Genomic DNA, 15,916 nt, shown 5'->3' on the forward strand with positions numbered 1-15,916 from the left:
GGGCAGGCTCGTTCGCGCGACCTGCCCTTTTTCATTCCCATGCACGACCTGCTCAAGCAACTCACCGACTGGTATGCCCGCTCGCTCGAGAGCGGCGGCTACGCGCTCATCGTCCTGCTCATGTTCATCGAGAGCACGTTTCTGCCGCTGCCCAGCGAGCTGATCATCCCGCCCGCAGCGCACCTCGCGCACACCAAGGGCGGCATGAGCCTCACCGGCATCGTGATCGCCGGTGCGCTCGGCTCGTGGCTCGGCGCCACCGCGATGTATTGGGCGTCGCGCTGGGCGGGCCGCCCGCTCGTGCTGCGCTACGGCAAGTTCTTCCTCGCGCCGCCGGAGAAAGTGGAAAAAGCCGAACGCTGGGCCTCCGCTTACGGCAACTACGGCATCTTCGCCTCGCGCCTGCTGCCCGTCGTGCGCCACCTCATCGGCATCCCGGCCGGCATCGTGCGGATGGATTACTGGAAATTCTCCCTGTGGACGCTCGTCGGCTCGGGCCTGTGGTGCGCGGTGCTCTGCTGGCTCGGCATCAAGGCCGGTCAGGACGAAGCGCTCATGCGCGGCGAGCTGCGCTCGATCACGATTTGGGCGATCGGCGTGCTCGGCGCGCTCGGCGTGATGTATTGGTTTTTCGTGCACCGCCAGATGCGCAAAGCCAGCGAGTGATGCTCCTCCCGGCGCACCGCATCGGTGCGTCCCTCCTGGAAAAACGAAGGCCGGCGATGTGCCGGCCTTTTTCATGATCGAGAGCTGGTGCGAGTGCCGGGAGTCGAACCCGGATCAATGGCTTCGGAGGCCACTACACTATCCATTGTGCTACACTCGCAAAAAACAACGCGCGCAGCTTTCGGCCGCGCGCGCGTGAGTTCAAGCCGCATTTGCGCGGCGTCAGATGTGAATCGCCTCGTTGGTCGTCGCCGCGGCCGCTTCGCCGAGCGCCTCGGACAACGTCGGGTGCGCGTGGATCGTGTGATGGATTTCCTCCACGGTGGCCTCGAGATTCATCGCCAGACCGTATTCGGCGATGAGTTCGGTCGCTTCGTTGCCGATGATGTGGACGCCGAGAATTTCGCCAGTCTTCGCCTCGCTGACGACCTTGACGAAACCTTCGGTCTCGCCGCCCGCGACGGCCTTGCCGACCGCGGTGAAGGGGAACTTGCCGATCTTGTAGGCGAGGCCCTTTTCCTTGCAGGCCTTCTCGGTCAGGCCGGTGCTCGCGACCTGCGGCTGGCAATAGGTGCAGCCGGGAAAATTGCCGACCTGCTTCGGCTTGCTGTGGCCGAAGATGCCGTTGACCGCCTGCACCGCGCGGAAGGTCGCGACGTGTGCGAGCCACGGCGGGCCCTGAATGTCGCCCGCGGCATAGATGCCGGGAACGCTGGTCTGGTAATTGGCGTCGACCTTCACGAAGCCGCGGTCGGTCTCGACCTTCACCTTGGCGGAGAACAAGCCCTCGATCGCGGACACGATGCCGATGGCTACGAGCACGGTGTCGACTTCGAGTTCGGTCTTCGCGCCGTCTTTCACGAGGTCGAGCTTCACGGTCTTTTCGCCGACGCGGATATTCTCGCTCTTCGTGGCGGTGTGGACCGCGATGCCTTGCTTGGCGAAGCTGCGTTCGAGCGTCTTGGCGACTTCCTCGTCTTCCACGGGAAGAATCTGCGGCAGCATCTCGATCAACGTGACCTTCGCGCCGAAGGCATTGAAGAAATACGCGAACTCCACGCCGATCGCGCCGGCGCCGATGATGGCGATCGATTTCGGCAGCGCGGTCGCTGCGAGTGCCTCGCGGGAGGTCATCACGCGCACGCCATCGACCGGCAGACCGGGCAACGCGCGGGGTTTCTGGCCGGTCGCGAGGAGGATATTTTTCGTGCGGAAGAATTTTCCTTTGTTCTCACCGTCCACGATCTCGACCATGCCGGGCACGGTCACCTGGCCGCGGCCGATGAAGTATTCGACCTTGTTCTTGCGGAAGAGGAACTCGATGCCCTTGGCCATCTGCGCAGACACGCCGCGCGAACGCTCCACGACCTTGCGGAAATCGAATGACGCGCCCTGCACGCTGAGGCCGTAGCTTTCGGCCTTCTGAATCGTGCGGAAAAGTTCGGCGCTCTTCAGCAACGCCTTCGTCGGGATGCAGCCCCAGTTGAGGCAGGTGCCGCCGGCGCGCTCGAGTTCGATGCACGCGACCTTCTTGCCGAGCTGACCGGCACGAATGGCCGCCGCGTAACCGGCCGGGCCGCCACCGATGACTACCAAGTCGTAGATTGCTTCTGACATAGGCGTAGATTTTGAGCGGTGAACGTCGCCCCCGCTCCAAGCATCGTCAAATGGAATCTCCAACGCCGTTCCGGGCGTAATTTCGCCTCACCCCGCGCCGCAATTCCGCGCTTCTACTCAGATATCGATCACGTCGTCGCGCTTCTCGTCGCGACGCGGGCCGCGCGGCGGCGGCGGGGTCGGCGGCACGGCCGCGCTCTTCAGCATCCGCGTGAGAATTAAGTTCGTGAGGCTCACCACGGCCGCACCCAGCAGCGCCGAGCCGAAACCCGCGACGTGGAAACCGTCCACGAGCTTGCCCACGAAGTAGAACAGCACCGCGTTGATGATCCACACACCGATGCCGAGCGACAGCACGATGAACGGCAGCGTGAAGAGCACCATCAGCGGTTTCAGCACGGCGTTGAAGAAGCTCAGCAAAATTACCACGACCGCCAGCGTCCCCGCCGTGTCGTAATGAATGCCGGGCACGAGCGTCGCGCTGAGCACGACGCCGAGCGCGAGCACCATCCACCGCACGAGCAGGTTGACGAACGGGTTGTTCATAGCCTGCATGACTCTAACCCGATTCACCCGGGAGCAATGAAAATCCTGATCGTCCAAGACTACCTGCGCAGCGGCGGCACCGAACGCCACGCCGTGTTCCTCGGCGCCGCGGCCGCCAAAGCCGGGCACGAGGTCACGCTGCTCACCTTCCGCCCGCGCGGTGCGCTCGGGGACGATGCGGATAACCAGCCCTTCGCGTTCAAGTCGCTCCAACCCTTCGACCTCCACCTCGACTGGTTCGCTCCCGGCCTGCTCCGCGCCGCCACCGAAGCCGCGCCCGATCTGGTGCTCTGCATGGGCCGCATGGCGAACTGCTACGCCGGCTTCATCCAAAAACGCCTGCCGCACGCCGTCGTCGTCTGCACGATGCGCACCGGCAAATCGCTCCCCTACCTCTTCCGCCGCTCGCTCCGCCTCTGCCGCCACGTCATCGCCAACAGCCACGTCGCGAAGCGCGTGCTGACCGACGACCACGACATCGCCTCGCACAAAATCACCGTCATCCACAACCCCGTGCTCCGGTCGCACGACGTCGACGGCGCGCGCAACACCGCTCTGCGCCGCTTCTACGGCGCCAATCCGAGCACCGTCGTGATGCTGAACGTCGCGATGTTCCGCCCGGAAAAAAACCAGCGCGAGCTGATCGAAATCTGCTCCAAGCTCCCCGGCTACCTCGACTGGCAGCTCTGGCTCGCCGGCGACGGCGTGGAGCGCAAACGCTGCGAACGCCTCGCCCACGACCTCGGCCTCGGTGGCCGCGTGCGCTTCCTCGGCTACCAGCCCGAGCCCACGCCGCTCTATCACGCCTCCGATCTCGCCGTGCTCGCCTCGCAAAGCGAGTCGCTGTCGAACTTCCTCATCGAGTCGCAGCTCCACGGCCTGCCGGCCGTCGCCTACGACATCGTCGGCGTTGGCGAGTGCTTCATCCCCGGCCAATCCGGCGTGCTCTTGAAAAACAAGGATCAAGCCGGCTTCGTCGACGCGCTCGACCGCCTCATCCGCGAGCCCGGCCTGCGCCGCCGCTACAGCGACACCGCGCGCCAACACGCTCGCGCCGAATTCACGGCCGAGCGCCAGATCAACGCGCACCTGAAACTCTTCGCCGAACTGGTGAAGGTGTGAAGGCAGGGCGGCGAGTCCCTTCGCCGCCGTCGAACAACGCGGCAGGGCTCGGCCTCGCCTCGATCCTCTCGCGCCGGCCAGGCGCGCGCCGCGTTTGCAGGCCAAACCCCACGACACGCGCGAGCCCGCGACCGCGGCCGCCGTTACCCTCCTGACAACCCTATGTCAGCAATCCCGCGCGCCTGCGCGCGGCGAGTTGCCTTTCGGCGCGGCGTGCTCATCCGTCATTTCAGTGCGCCCCTCCTCGCCTGAATTCATCCGCCTGCGCGGCGTCCGCCAGAACAACCTCAAGGGCTTCGACCTCGATCTGCCGCTCGGCAAATACATCGTCGTCACCGGGCTGAGCGGCGCGGGCAAGTCCTCGCTCGTGTTCGACACGCTCCACGCCGAGGGACAGCGGCGCTACGTCGAAACCTTCTCCGCCTACACGCGCCAATTCCTCGACCTCCTCGACAAGCCCAAGGTCGACTCCGTCGAAAACATCCGCCCGTCCATCGCCATCGAGCAGACCAACACGGTCAAGACCTCGCGCTCGACCGTCGGCACGATGACCGAGCTCACCGACTTCGCGAAAGTCTGGTTCAGCCACGTCTCCGAGTGCTTCGATCCGGCCACCGGCGAAAAGGTCGAGGACGACACCCCGCAGACCATTTGGGCAAAGACCTTCGCCGCGCATCCCGCCGCCACGCTCCTCGTCGCTTTCAAAGTCGCGAAGCCCGACAAACTGCCATGGTCCGAAATCCTCCCGCCGCTCAAGAACCAAGGCTACACGCGCGTCCTCACGCCGGATAAAAAGTCGGACGCCCTCGCGCTCGCCACGCTCGACGATCTCCTCGCGGCGAAACCCGATTCCGCGCTCAAACACGCGACGCACCTCTTCGTCGTGCAGGACCGCCTGCGCATCGCCGCGGAAAGCAAATCGCGCTTCCTCGAAGCAACCGAAACCGCCCTCCACTTCGGCCAAGGCGAGGTGTTCCTCTTCAGCGCCAACTCCGCGCCCGTCGCTTCCGGCTCTCAGCCCTCAGCTCTCAGCTCTCAGCCTTTCCCCCCCGCCGGCCACTACTCCCGCGGCCTGCACTCGCCGAAGACCGGCCGCACCTTCCGTCCCGCCTCGCCCGCGCTGTTCTCCTTCAACTCGCCCGTCGGCGCATGTCCGGTCTGCCGTGGCTTCGGCCGCGTGATCGATATCGATTACCGCCTCGCGATCCCCGACCACTCGCTCTCGATCGAGCAGGGCGCCGTGAAGCCGTGGGAAGGCGAAATCTACGGCGAGTCGAAGCGCGACCTCCTGCAGTTCACCAAGAAACTCGGTATCCCGACCAACATCCCGTTCGCCGACCTCACGCCCGAGCACAAGGCGTTCATTATCGACGGCTCGCCCGGCTACGACAGCGAGGACCCGACGCGCCGCTGGCCGAAGTTCTGGTATGGGTTGAGGGGTTTCTTCCGCTACCTCGAGAAGACGACCTACAAGATGCACGTGCGCGTCTTCCTCTCGCGCTACCGCGCCTACAACCCGTGCCCCGAGTGTCACGGCGCGCGGCTCCAGCCCGAGGCCCTCTGCTGGAAATGGCGCGGCTACACGCTCCCCCAACTCTACCAACTCCCCGTCAGCGACCTCCTCGCGCTCGTCCGCGAACACGGTGCGCCCAAGCGCGACTCCGCCGACACTTCCGCCCGCCACCAGCGCGACCTCGCCTACGACTCCATCGTCACGCGGCTCCGTTACCTCGAGCAAGTCGGCCTCGGCTACCTCACGCTCGACCGCTCCTCGCGCACGCTGTCCGGTGGCGAAGTCGAGCGCGTCAACCTCACCTCCTGCCTCGGCACGTCGCTCGTGGATACGCTCTTCGTCCTCGACGAACCGTCCGTCGGCCTGCATCCGCGCGACATCGACCGCCTCATCGGCATCATCCGCACGCTCACCGACGCCGGCAACACCGTGGTCGTCGTCGAACACGACGAGGCGATGATCCGCGCCGCCGACCACGTGCTCGAAATCGGACCCGAGCCCGGCGCCCGCGGCGGCGAAGTCGTTTTCCAAGGCGACGTCGCCGCGTTGCTCCGCTCGCCGCGCAGCATCACCGGCCGCTACCTCTCCGGCCGCGAATCCGTTGAAATCCCCGCCCAACGCCGCCCCTGTAGGAGCCTGCTCGCAGGCGACAAAAAATCCCCGACCGCCTGGCTCCACTTCCACCGCGCCTCGAAGCACAACATCCGCGACCTCAGCTTCCGCCTGCCGCTCCAACGCCTCGTATGTCTCTCGGGCGTATCCGGCTCCGGCAAATCCACGCTGCTCGACAACGTCATCTACCAAGGCCTGCTCACGCAGCGAAACCAGATGACCGAGGACCCGGCGACGTTCGAGTCCATCACCTGCTCTCAACTCTCAACCCTCAACTCTCAACCTTCCTCCGTCTCTCAGCTCTCAGCTCTCAGCTCTCAGCTTTTCTCCGAGATCGTCCTCGTTGACCAGTCGCCCCTCTCGCGCACGCCGCGCTCCAATCCCGCGCTCTACAGCGAGGCGTGGGACCTTATCCGCGAGCTCTACGCGCAGACACCGGCCGCACAGGAAGCCGGCTTCAACGCCTCGAGCTTCTCCTTCAACAGCGGCGAAGGCCGCTGCGACCACTGCCAGGGACTCGGCAGCGAACGCGTCGAGATGCAGTTTCTTTCCGACGTTTTCGTCCCCTGCCCCATTTGCGAAGGCCGCCGCTTCAAGCCGGAGGTGCTCGTCATCCAGTGGAACGGCCGATCCGTCGCCGACCTGCTCAACACGACGATCACCGACGCGCTCGCGCTCTTCGCCGAGCACGCCACGATTCGCTCGCGCCTCGCCGCGCTCGACGCCGTCGGCCTCGGCTACCTCACGCTCGGCCAGCCGCTCAACACCCTCTCCGGCGGCGAATCGCAGCGTCTCAAGCTCGTCCGCTACCTGAGCGAATATGCCGGCACCACTGGAGCCGCCACGACCAGCGGCGGCGCGCTGCTCCTCCTCGACGAACCGACCACCGGCCTGCATCGCCACGACGTGAAGCGCCTGTTGTCCGTCCTGCAGCGCATCGTCGACCGCGGCCACAGCGTGATCGTCATCGAGCATAACCTCGACGTCCTGAAGTCCGCCGACTGGATCCTCGAAGTCGGCCCCGAAGCCGGCGCCGGTGGCGGCCGCATCGTCGCCGAAGGCCCGCCCGAACAAATCGCCGCCGCCGAGACCGCGACCTCACCGTTCCTCCGCGCCGCGCTCGCGGATAACGAGCCCGTGCTCGCCGCTGCCGAAGACGCAGCGCCCTACGTTGCCGCGCCGAGCGCTCGCAATAGCCACACGCTCGAGCTCCTCGGCGCGCGCGAGAACAACCTCAAGAACATCTCCCTCTCGATCCCGCATCGCGAGCTCTCCGTCGTCACCGGCGTCTCCGGCTCCGGCAAGTCCACCCTCGCGTTCGACATCATCTTCGCCGAGGGCCAGCGCCGCTTCATGGAATCGATGTCGCCCTACGCGCGCCAGTTCGTCGAACAGCTGCCGCGGCCCGACATCGACCGTCTCACCGGCATCCCGCCAACCGTCGCCATCGAGCAACGCGTCACGCGCGGGTCGCGCAAGTCCACCGTCGCGACGATCACCGAGGTCGCGCAATACCTCCGCCTCCTCTACGCGCGCCTCGGCATCCAGCACCACCCGGACACCGACCGACCCGTCACGCCGCTCTCGCCCGCCCAGATGCGCGGCCTGCTCGACAAGACCCTCGCCACGCCCGCCGCGCGCAAGGCCAAGCATCTCTATCTCTGCGCCCCGCTCATCCGCGGCCGCAAGGGCCACCACGAGCCAATCGCGAAATGGATCGGCAAACAGGGCTACGAACTCATGCGCGCCGACGGCCGCCTGTTGCGCGTCGACACCTTCACCAAGCTCGACCGCTACAAGGAGCACGACATTGAAGTGGTGGTGGCCGATCTCAAATCGGCCGGCACCACTTCACCCGCCGTAGCCTCGGCGAAGGCGGGCCGCGCGCGGCACGTTCAAGATGCGCTCACCACGGCCCTGCGCCTCGGCAAAGGCTCCTGCTTCCTCCTCACGCCCGACGGCAAAGTGCTCTCGTGGTTCTCCACCACGCGCACCGACATCGAGACCGGCGAGTCTTTCCCGGAACTCGACCCGAAGCATTTCTCGTTCAACTCGCCCAAAGGCTGGTGTCCGACCTGTCGCGGCCACGGCCGCATTTTCGACTGGATGCTCAAGCCCGACGAGGACGGGGAAATGTCCGACGAGGTCGCGGACGCGCTCCGACATTTCGACCCCGACGACCCGAGCTCCGACGGCAAGGTTTGCCCCACGTGCCACGGCGAACGCCTCAATCGCATTGCGCGCGCCGTGAAGCTGCCGCTGAAAAAGAAGCCCTCAGCTCTCAGCCCTCAGCTCTCAGCTATTTCCCTGCCCGCGCTCCTCCGCCTCACGCCCGAGCAACTCATCGCCACGCTGCGCCATCTCCAGCTCGAGACCCGCGGCAAACTCATCACGCAGGACATCGTGCCCCAGATCGAGGAGCGCCTGCGCTTCCTCGCCCACGTCGGCCTCGACTACCTCGCGCTCGACCGACCGACAGAAACCCTCTCCGGCGGCGAAGCTCAGCGCATCCGCCTCGCCGCGCAACTCGGCTCGAACCTCACCGGCGTGCTCTACGTCCTCGATGAGCCCTCCATCGGCCTGCACGCCCGCGACAACGACCGGTTGATCGAGACGCTTCAGGCGCTGCGCACCAAGGGCAACACGCTGCTCGTCGTCGAGCACGACGACGTTCTCATGGAGCGCGCCGACCGCATCATCGACCTCGGCCCCGGCGCCGGTCTGCACGGCGGCAACGTCCTCGCCAACGGCACGCCCGCGGAGATCAAGGCCAACGCCGAATCCCTCACCGGACTCTTCCTCGCCAAGGGCATCGCGCACCCGCTGCGCGGCGCGTATCGGGAAGTTGTAGCCGGGGTCGCTGACCCCGGCAAGAAACCCGGGTCAACGACCCGGGCGACAAATTTCCTTTCACTCACCGCCATCAACTACCGCAACCTCAGCGACCAGTCCCTCGCCCTCCCGCTCGGCCGCCTCGTGATGGTTTGCGGCCCGAGCGGCGCGGGCAAATCCACGCTCTTCCGCGACGTGCTGCACCCCGCCGTCACCTGCGCGATCAAGCACAACAAAGCGCGTCTCACCGGCCGCGACTTCGTCAAGCTCACCGGCTTCGCCACCGACGACTCTCAACCCTCCACTCTCCACTCCCCACTTCCCTTCGCAGAACTCCGCTCCGCGAACGGCTTCAAGTCCGTCATCGAGGTCGACCAATCGCCCATCGGCAAAACGCCGCGCTCCACGCCCGCGACCTACCTCGGCATCTTCGACCTCATCCGCCAGTTCTTCGCCTCGCTGCCCGAGTCGAAAGTGCGCGGCTACAGCGCCAGCCGTTTCTCGTTCAACACCGCCGGCGGACGCTGCGAAGCCTGCTCCGGCGCCGGCCGCATCAAGCTCGAGATGGCGTTCATGCCCGATTCGTATCAGCCGTGCGACTCGTGCCGCGGCTCACGCTACGGCGCGGAGCTCGCTGACATTCAGTGGAAGGGCAAAAACATCGGCCAAGTTCTCCAACTCTCGTTCGAGGAAGCCGCCGCGTTCTTCGACTTCCACGCGCAGCTGAAGGAAGTCTGCGAACTCATGGTCGCGTGCGGACTCGGCTATCTCACGCTCGGCCAGAGCAGCCCGACGCTCTCCGGCGGCGAAGCGCAGCGCCTGAAGCTCGTCACCGAGCTGACGAAAGGCCTGCAAAGCTACACCGAGCGCTCGCGCGGCATCGCGATCAAGAATCTCTACCTCCTCGAGGAACCGACGATCGGCTTGCACCTCAGCGACTGCGAGAAACTGATCCGCGTGCTGCACAACCTCGTCGAGCAAGGCCACACCGTCGTCGTGATCGAGCATCACCTCGACCTCCTCGCGGAGGCCGACTGGCTGATTGAGCTCGGACCCAGCGGCGGCCCCAACGGCGGCGAGATCCTCTACCAAGGGCCGCTCGCCGGGATTCAGAAGGTGAAACGCAGCCCGACCGCACCTTACCTGCGCGATAAGTTGAAAGCGGCTGCGCGCTGAGGACGCTTGCGCGCGCTTCTCCGCCCAGCGCGCGCGCGTCTACCTCGTCACGCGCTCGAGCGGCGCGCCATTCACCATCACATTGCGCACCGCGAGCTCGACGTTCTTGCCGACCGCGAGTTTCGCGTCCGCCGCCTTCACATCGATGTTCTCAAGCGTGAAACCCTCGATCGTCGCGGTGTCGTGAGTGAGGAGTGTCCCGATGCTCCCGATCGTGCCGCGCACGTTACGCACCGTGACATTCTTGATCCGCGAATGCGGCGGCGGCTGGCCGGCGAGATCGTAGAACTGCGACCACGGCTGCACTTTCAGAATCCGCCCGGTGCCTACGACGTTCACCTCGATGTCCTCGACGAGGATGTCCTCGTAGCGCTGCGGCGTATCGGGACGCAGCTTGAGACTGAGGACGTTGTTCCCTGACGTTAGCTTGCAGCGGCGCACCGTGACATTGCGCACGAGCGTGGCCTCGCTGCCGCAAGTCACTACGCCCGCGCCGTCGCCGAACGTGCAATCCTCAATCAGGATGTTCTCCACCGGCGGGCTGTCCGCGTCCTGGTCGGCGTGCGGGCCCTTAGTGCCTTTCAGCGCGATGCAATCGTCGCCCACGGAGATGTGCGTGCGGCGCACGACGACATCGCGACAGCTGTCGAGGTCGATGCCGTCCGTGCTCGGGGCGCGGATAGGACCGGAATCAGGGGCCGTGATCGTCACGCCGTCGATGGTGACATCGCGGCAACGATAGAGATGGAGGTTCCAAAAGCCCGAGTCGCGGCACGTCAGCCCTTCGATCCGCACGTCGCGGCACGAGTCGAGAAACATCAGGCGCGGACGCTCCACCTCGAGGTTCGTGCATTTGGGGTTTTCCTTCCGGCGCTGCCAGAACGCGGCCCAGAACACCCTGCCGTTGCCGTCCACCACGCCGGAACCGGTGAAGCGCACGCCGGAGAGATTCGCCGCGTTGAGCAAAGCCACGCGCCACTCCTGCCGCTTGCCCTCGATGCGCGTCGGCGCGCGCGGATAGTCCTCGATCCGGTTCGAACCCATGAGCGTCGCACCGGCGGCGACGTGGAACTCCACGCCTTGCCGGAGAAATAGCGCCCCGCTGCGAAACGTGCCGCCCGCCAGCACCACACGCCCGCCACCGGCCGCACCGGCCGCGTCGATCGCGCGCTGGATCGCCGCGGTGTCGAGTGTGGCGTCGTTTGGCGTGGCCCCGAAATCGATGACCGCGAAATCGCGGCCAAATACGGAGCTCGAAACCGCGGCGAAAAACGCCGCGAGTAGGATCAGCGAGAGTCTCATGGGAGCGGTTTCCAACCTTCGGCCTTCACCACCCATGTGCCGTCGCGCGGGATGCCGGGATGCTGCACGGGCGCACCATCCCAGCCGCCGAGCATCAGCGACACCGCCGCGAGAAACGAACCGTTCGCCGGCAGGTAGACCGCGATCTCGCGGCGGCGCGCGCCCGGGGGCGCGTTGGCGGGCAACGCCTCGTCGCTGCGGACGGGCGCGTGGCCATTGGGCAGGTAAATGTTGTTCGGTCCATCGCGCAGCAGCACCTCCATTGCGACCTCCGGCCGGCCGAGACGCGTCGCAGTCATCGCGATCATCGGGTAGTCCCAGCCCCAGATCTTCGTCTGCCAATCCCAGTGCTGCAGCACGGCGTCGAGCGTGCGGTTCATCGTGGCGCGATCGACCACGGGCGTCTCGGGCATCATCCCGAGCGCCATCAGCATCGAGGGATGGTCGTGGCGGCTGGCGACGTTGTCCCAGGTGTCGGGCGTCGATTCGAGGGCGACATACTTGCCGTCCTTCACCGGCAACGGCGAGAGACGCGCGAGGGCGTCGTCCCATGATTTCTCGCGCGGCAATCCGCGGCGCTCGCGCCACTGTTGCGCGAGTCCCAGCGTCCAGCGCCAGTAAGCCAGCTCGAACGTGGGATTTTGACTGGTCGCTTGGTCGTGGATTTCCTGCACGATCCAAAGCGGCGGCCCGAGCACATAGCGATCGCGCTGCGCGTCGAGCCAGAGCATCGACGCCATGCAGTCCGCCGTCTCCTGCACCAACTCGCCGTAGCGATCAAGGGTCTCGCGCGTCGGTGCGGCGCGGTAGAGCAGTTCGCACAGGTAGACCATGTGCGGCTGGTTCCAGACAATGAGTGGGTTGCCGCCCGGGCTCTCGCGCAGGTCGGGCCCGACCATCTTCGCCCAACGCGCGCCGCGCAGGCCGCGACTCTGCGCCAGTTCGCGCGCAACCGGGAGCTTTTGCCGATACCAATCGACGTTGCGCGCAAGCAGCTCGGGATGTCCCCAGAGGGGAAAATGCGCGGCGTGCCACCAGAGCATCTCGGTGTGGTGCTTGCCATACCACGTGCTGCAGGTGAGCCCGCTCTCCTGCGGCGGCACCTCGCCGGCCATCTGCACGGCCATGAGGTATTGCGAAAGGACGATGCGGCGCTCGAGCTTCGGTGCGAGCGGGTTTGTGCTGCCGGAAAAATCGGCCGCCGCGCTGCGCTGCCAGAATTTCGGCCAATGGACCGCCGCCCGCGCGAAGTCTGCGACGACTTTCGTGCGCGGCTGCGGTCCGAAGTTCACCGCCAGCTCCAGCACCCGCGCACCGCGTTCGCCCCGGACGAAGAAGGTGTGAGGTATCGGAGACGCCTCCGCCGCGCGGCTGAGCGTCACGGCATACGCGAGTCCGTTCACGCGTCGCACGATCTGCTGTGAGGTCTTCAGTTCCGACGTGTGTGTCTCCGGGCGAGACCAGTCGAAGGCAGGCGTGTTCTTCACCTTCGGATCGTGGCCGCGAGGAAACGCCAGCTTCACCGCGAGTTCGCCGGAGGCCACGAGCTCCGACTCGATGCGCAGCGCGACCGTGTCCTCGTCGGGCAGGCAGGCGGTCGTCACCTCGACGCCGTGGCCACTGAGGGAAAACCGGCTGTGGATCACCCCGTGCCACAGATCGAGCGTCTGCTCGACGTCGCGCACATCCGCCGGCGCGAACGGCGTGCCATCGGCCTTTTTCCAAGCGAGCGCGATCTGCCCGAGCGGATGATTGCGTGGATTGCGGCGGAGCCAATCGCCGGCCGGCGAGCCGCTGTTGGTCGGGTAGCCGTGCACCGAGCCGTCGGGATGGGTGAAGTTGCGATTGGCATCGGCGAGCTTGTAGCCGGCCGGGTTCTCGTCCTGCACCCACGCCCAGCGGGAAAGCGTCTCCAGCGGGATGCCGTTGCGGTGATATTCGGTCGGGAACGTCTGCAACCCCGTCACGTCGACGCTGAACGCGAAACCGCCGTTGCCCACCGTGAGCGGCGAGTCGTAGTCGACCGAGCGCACCACGGGATTGTGCCGGGTGACGAGCGCTTCGCGATCGATCGACGCCGCAAAAACCGAACTGGAAGCCAAGACCCAGGCCGCAGCCGCAACGGGAAACTTCATCGCGCCAGAGCCAAGCTCGGCGCGATCTCCAAGTCAAAGCCGGCACCACTCGTTCCGTCCGAGTTTTGCGCGACGCCGCCCGGCTCGCGCTCCGCCCACGCCGCAAACGCGATCATGCCGGCGTTGTCGCCGGTGTGCTGCGGACGCGCCCGGAAAAACGGCACATGGCGGTGCGCGGCGAGTTTCTCGACCTCGCCCTGCAGAAACTTGTTGTTGGCCACGCCGCCCGAGAGCCCGACGCTGCGATACGCGCCCTGATCGAAGGCCAGCTTCGTCTTGCGCACGAGCGCGTCCATCACGGCGTGCTGGTAGCTCGCGCACAAGTCGGCCTTGCGGCGCTCGATTTCCTCGGGCGCCATTTTCTCGAGCGTGTAGCGCAGGCTGGTTTTCAGGCCGGAGAAGCTGAAATCGAGCGTAGCCTTCTGCGCGACGGCCTTGGGAAATTGAAACGCCTTCGCGTCGCCGGCGCGCGCGAGTTTCTCCACCTGCGGGCCGCCGGGATAGCCGAGACCGAGGAGCTTCGCGCCTTTGTCGAGCGCCTCGCCCGCGGCGTCGTCCATGGTGGAAGCGATCAGCTTGATCCGCCGCTCCTCATCGATGGTGAAGAGCGCGGTGTTGCCGCCAGACACGAGTAGACCGAGGTGCGGCAACAAACGCGCGAACGCCGCATCGAATTCCGCCGGCGCCTGCTCGTGGAGCGCGATGAACGGCGAGAACGCGTGCGCCCGGAGATGATTCACACCAACGACCGGCACGCGCCACGCGAGGCCGAGGCTTTTCGCGACCGACAGCCCCATCGCGAGGCACGCGGCAAGGCCGGGGCCCTGCGTGACGGCGATCTGAGTGACTTGCGGCGGTGTGACGACACCGAGCGCCCGCTGCACGAGTGGCGCGAAATGCTGCAGGTGCTCGCGGCTTGCGAGATCCGGCACCACGCCACCGTAGGCCTCATGCAGAGCGATCTGGCTGTGCACCCACTCGCCGACGAAGCCGCGCGCGGGATCGAAAACCGCCACGGCCGTTTCATCGCAGGAACTCTCGAGTGCGAAAATCATGGTCGATCGCGGCGGGTTACTTTTTCGGGGCCGCTAACGGCGGAACCGCGACCGGACGCGCGACTAGCACGCCGCGCAAGACCTCCTCGGCGGCGGTGCGTTGCGTATCCTCGACGGGCGCGAAACCGAAGCGCTCCTTGAACTCGGTCTCGCCCGCGAGGTCGTTGCGCGATTGCTGGATGCGCAGGCGCGCCTCGTCGTCGGCGGACATCTCGAGCTCCACCTGCGGTTGGATGCCCTTCTCGTGAATGGTGATTCCGCTCGGGGTGTAGTAGCGGGCCGTCGTCAGCCGGATGCCTTCGCCGTTCTGGGTCTCGATGATGCTCTGCACGGACCCCTTGCCGAAGGTCTTCTCGCCAACGATGACGGCGCGCTTGGTGTCCTTCAGCGCGCCCGAGACGATCTCCGCCGCGCTCGCCGTGCCGCCGTTCACGAGCACCGCGATCGGATAGGTGCGGCGCGGGTGGCTGTTCTCCGAGCGAAATTCCTCGCGCGACTCCTTGGTGCGCCCCTGCGTGTAGGCGATGAGCTCGTTCTTCTCGAAAAACTGATCGCAAACTTCGACCGCGGCATCGACGAGACCGCCCGGGTTGTTGCGCAGGTCGAGAACGAGCGCGCGCATGTCGTGCTTCTCGAGTTCCTTCAGCGCCGCCTCGAATTCCTCGCCGGTGCGCTCACTGAACTGCGTGATCTGCGTGTAGCCGATGCCGTCGCTCGATATCTCGGTGTTGCGCACGCTGCGGAGACGGATGCGCTCGCGTTTCAGCACGTAGGTCACCTCGCGGTCGATGCTCGGGCGAAAGAAAACCATTTTCACCTCGGTGCCCGGTTCGCCGCGAATGAGTCGGACCGCCTTCTCCGTGCTGGGATCGTCGATCGTGTAGCCGTCGATGCTCACGATGCGGTCGCCGCGCCGGATGCCCGCGCGCTCGGCGGGCGTGTCGGCGATGGTGGTGATGACGACGATGTGGTTGTCGCGCTCCTCAACCTGGATGCCGACCCCGTTGAACTCGTTGTTCAACTCCTCCTCGGTCTGGCTGTAAGCCTCGGCATCGAGAAATTCGGAGTGCGGATCGAGTTCGCTCAACATGCCGCGCAGCGCGGCGCGCGTGAGGGCGTTGTAGTCGGCCTTTTTTTCGTCGACGTAGTATTGCTTCACCGTCTCGAGCACGTCGCGGAAGTAGCGGACGTTCTTGTCGCGCTCGCGATTCGGCCACCAGCTCGGCGCGCCGAATTGCCGCGCGGCGAAGTGCGCGAGCCCGAAGCCCAGCGCGACGGCGACAAGAATGGCGAAAAGCCTTTTGAGCATGGCCAAGCGAGTGCGGAAATGCCTTGGTTGG

Annotated in this window: 9 protein-coding genes and 1 tRNA gene; 3 read left to right on the forward strand and 7 right to left on the reverse strand. The window is 66.0% G+C overall.

Features of this window, described 5'->3' with window-relative positions:
* The first annotated feature begins 39 nt into the window (after window positions 1–39).
* Entirely contained in the window at window positions 40–666 is a 627-nt protein-coding gene (locus HZA32_15755) for a DedA family protein (protein ID MBI5425534.1), read from the forward strand.
* Between the two features lie 85 nt (window positions 667–751).
* On the opposite strand, the gene HZA32_15760 is transcribed toward HZA32_15755, so the two are convergent.
* From HZA32_15760 to HZA32_15770, 3 genes are all read right to left on the reverse strand, one after another.
* Window positions 752–826: transfer RNA gene (locus tag HZA32_15760), tRNA-Arg, on the reverse strand.
* A gap of 62 nt (window positions 827–888) precedes the next feature.
* Window positions 889–2,283 carry a dihydrolipoyl dehydrogenase gene (gene lpdA, locus HZA32_15765; protein ID MBI5425535.1) on the reverse strand — a complete coding sequence of 465 codons (1,395 nt, stop codon included), beginning with the start codon at window positions 2,281–2,283 and terminating at the stop codon, window positions 889–891.
* Window positions 2,284–2,400: 117 nt separating this feature from the next.
* Window positions 2,401–2,829 (reverse strand): phage holin family protein, encoded by a 429-nt coding sequence (locus HZA32_15770; protein MBI5425536.1) that lies wholly within the window; start codon window positions 2,827–2,829, stop codon window positions 2,401–2,403.
* A gap of 36 nt (window positions 2,830–2,865) precedes the next feature.
* Here HZA32_15770 and HZA32_15775 point away from each other — a divergent pair, with 36 nt between their 5' ends.
* On the forward strand, window positions 2,866–3,951 hold the full coding sequence (locus HZA32_15775) for a glycosyltransferase (protein MBI5425537.1): 1,086 nt from the start codon (window positions 2,866–2,868) through the stop codon (window positions 3,949–3,951).
* A 226-nt stretch (window positions 3,952–4,177) separates the two neighbouring features.
* On the forward strand, window positions 4,178–10,084 hold the full coding sequence (uvrA, locus tag HZA32_15780) for an excinuclease ABC subunit UvrA (protein ID MBI5425538.1): 5,907 nt from the start codon (window positions 4,178–4,180) through the stop codon (window positions 10,082–10,084).
* Between the two features lie 39 nt (window positions 10,085–10,123).
* Here uvrA and HZA32_15785 read toward each other — a convergent pair whose 3' ends face one another.
* Genes HZA32_15785 through HZA32_15800 form a run of 4 tightly spaced genes read right to left on the reverse strand, consistent with a single transcriptional unit; the run spans window position 10,124 to window position 15,885 of the window.
* The gene (locus HZA32_15785; protein MBI5425539.1) at window positions 10,124–11,386 is read right to left on the reverse strand and encodes an exopolygalacturonase; all 1,263 of its coding nucleotides are present in this window, start codon (window positions 11,384–11,386) and stop codon (window positions 10,124–10,126) included.
* Window positions 11,383–13,521: a hypothetical protein gene (locus HZA32_15790; GenBank protein ID MBI5425540.1), complete on the reverse strand. Its 2,139-nt coding sequence runs from the start codon at window positions 13,519–13,521 to the stop codon at window positions 11,383–11,385. The genes HZA32_15785 and HZA32_15790 overlap by 4 nt, the downstream gene beginning before the upstream one ends.
* A complete protein-coding gene (gene tsaD, locus HZA32_15795) occupies window positions 13,518–14,576 on the reverse strand; it encodes a tRNA (adenosine(37)-N6)-threonylcarbamoyltransferase complex transferase subunit TsaD (GenBank protein ID MBI5425541.1) in 1,059 nt (352 codons plus the stop codon). Before tsaD ends, HZA32_15790 begins: the two co-directional genes overlap by 4 nt.
* 16 nt (window positions 14,577–14,592) lie before the next feature.
* Complete coding sequence (locus HZA32_15800; protein ID MBI5425542.1) at window positions 14,593–15,885, reverse strand: S41 family peptidase; 1,293 nt, start codon at window positions 15,883–15,885, stop codon at window positions 14,593–14,595.
* Window positions 15,886–15,916 lie beyond the last annotated feature (31 nt).

This window comes from Opitutia bacterium, assembly GCA_016217545.1.
GTDB lineage: Bacteria > Verrucomicrobiota > Verrucomicrobiia > Opitutales > Opitutaceae > Didemnitutus.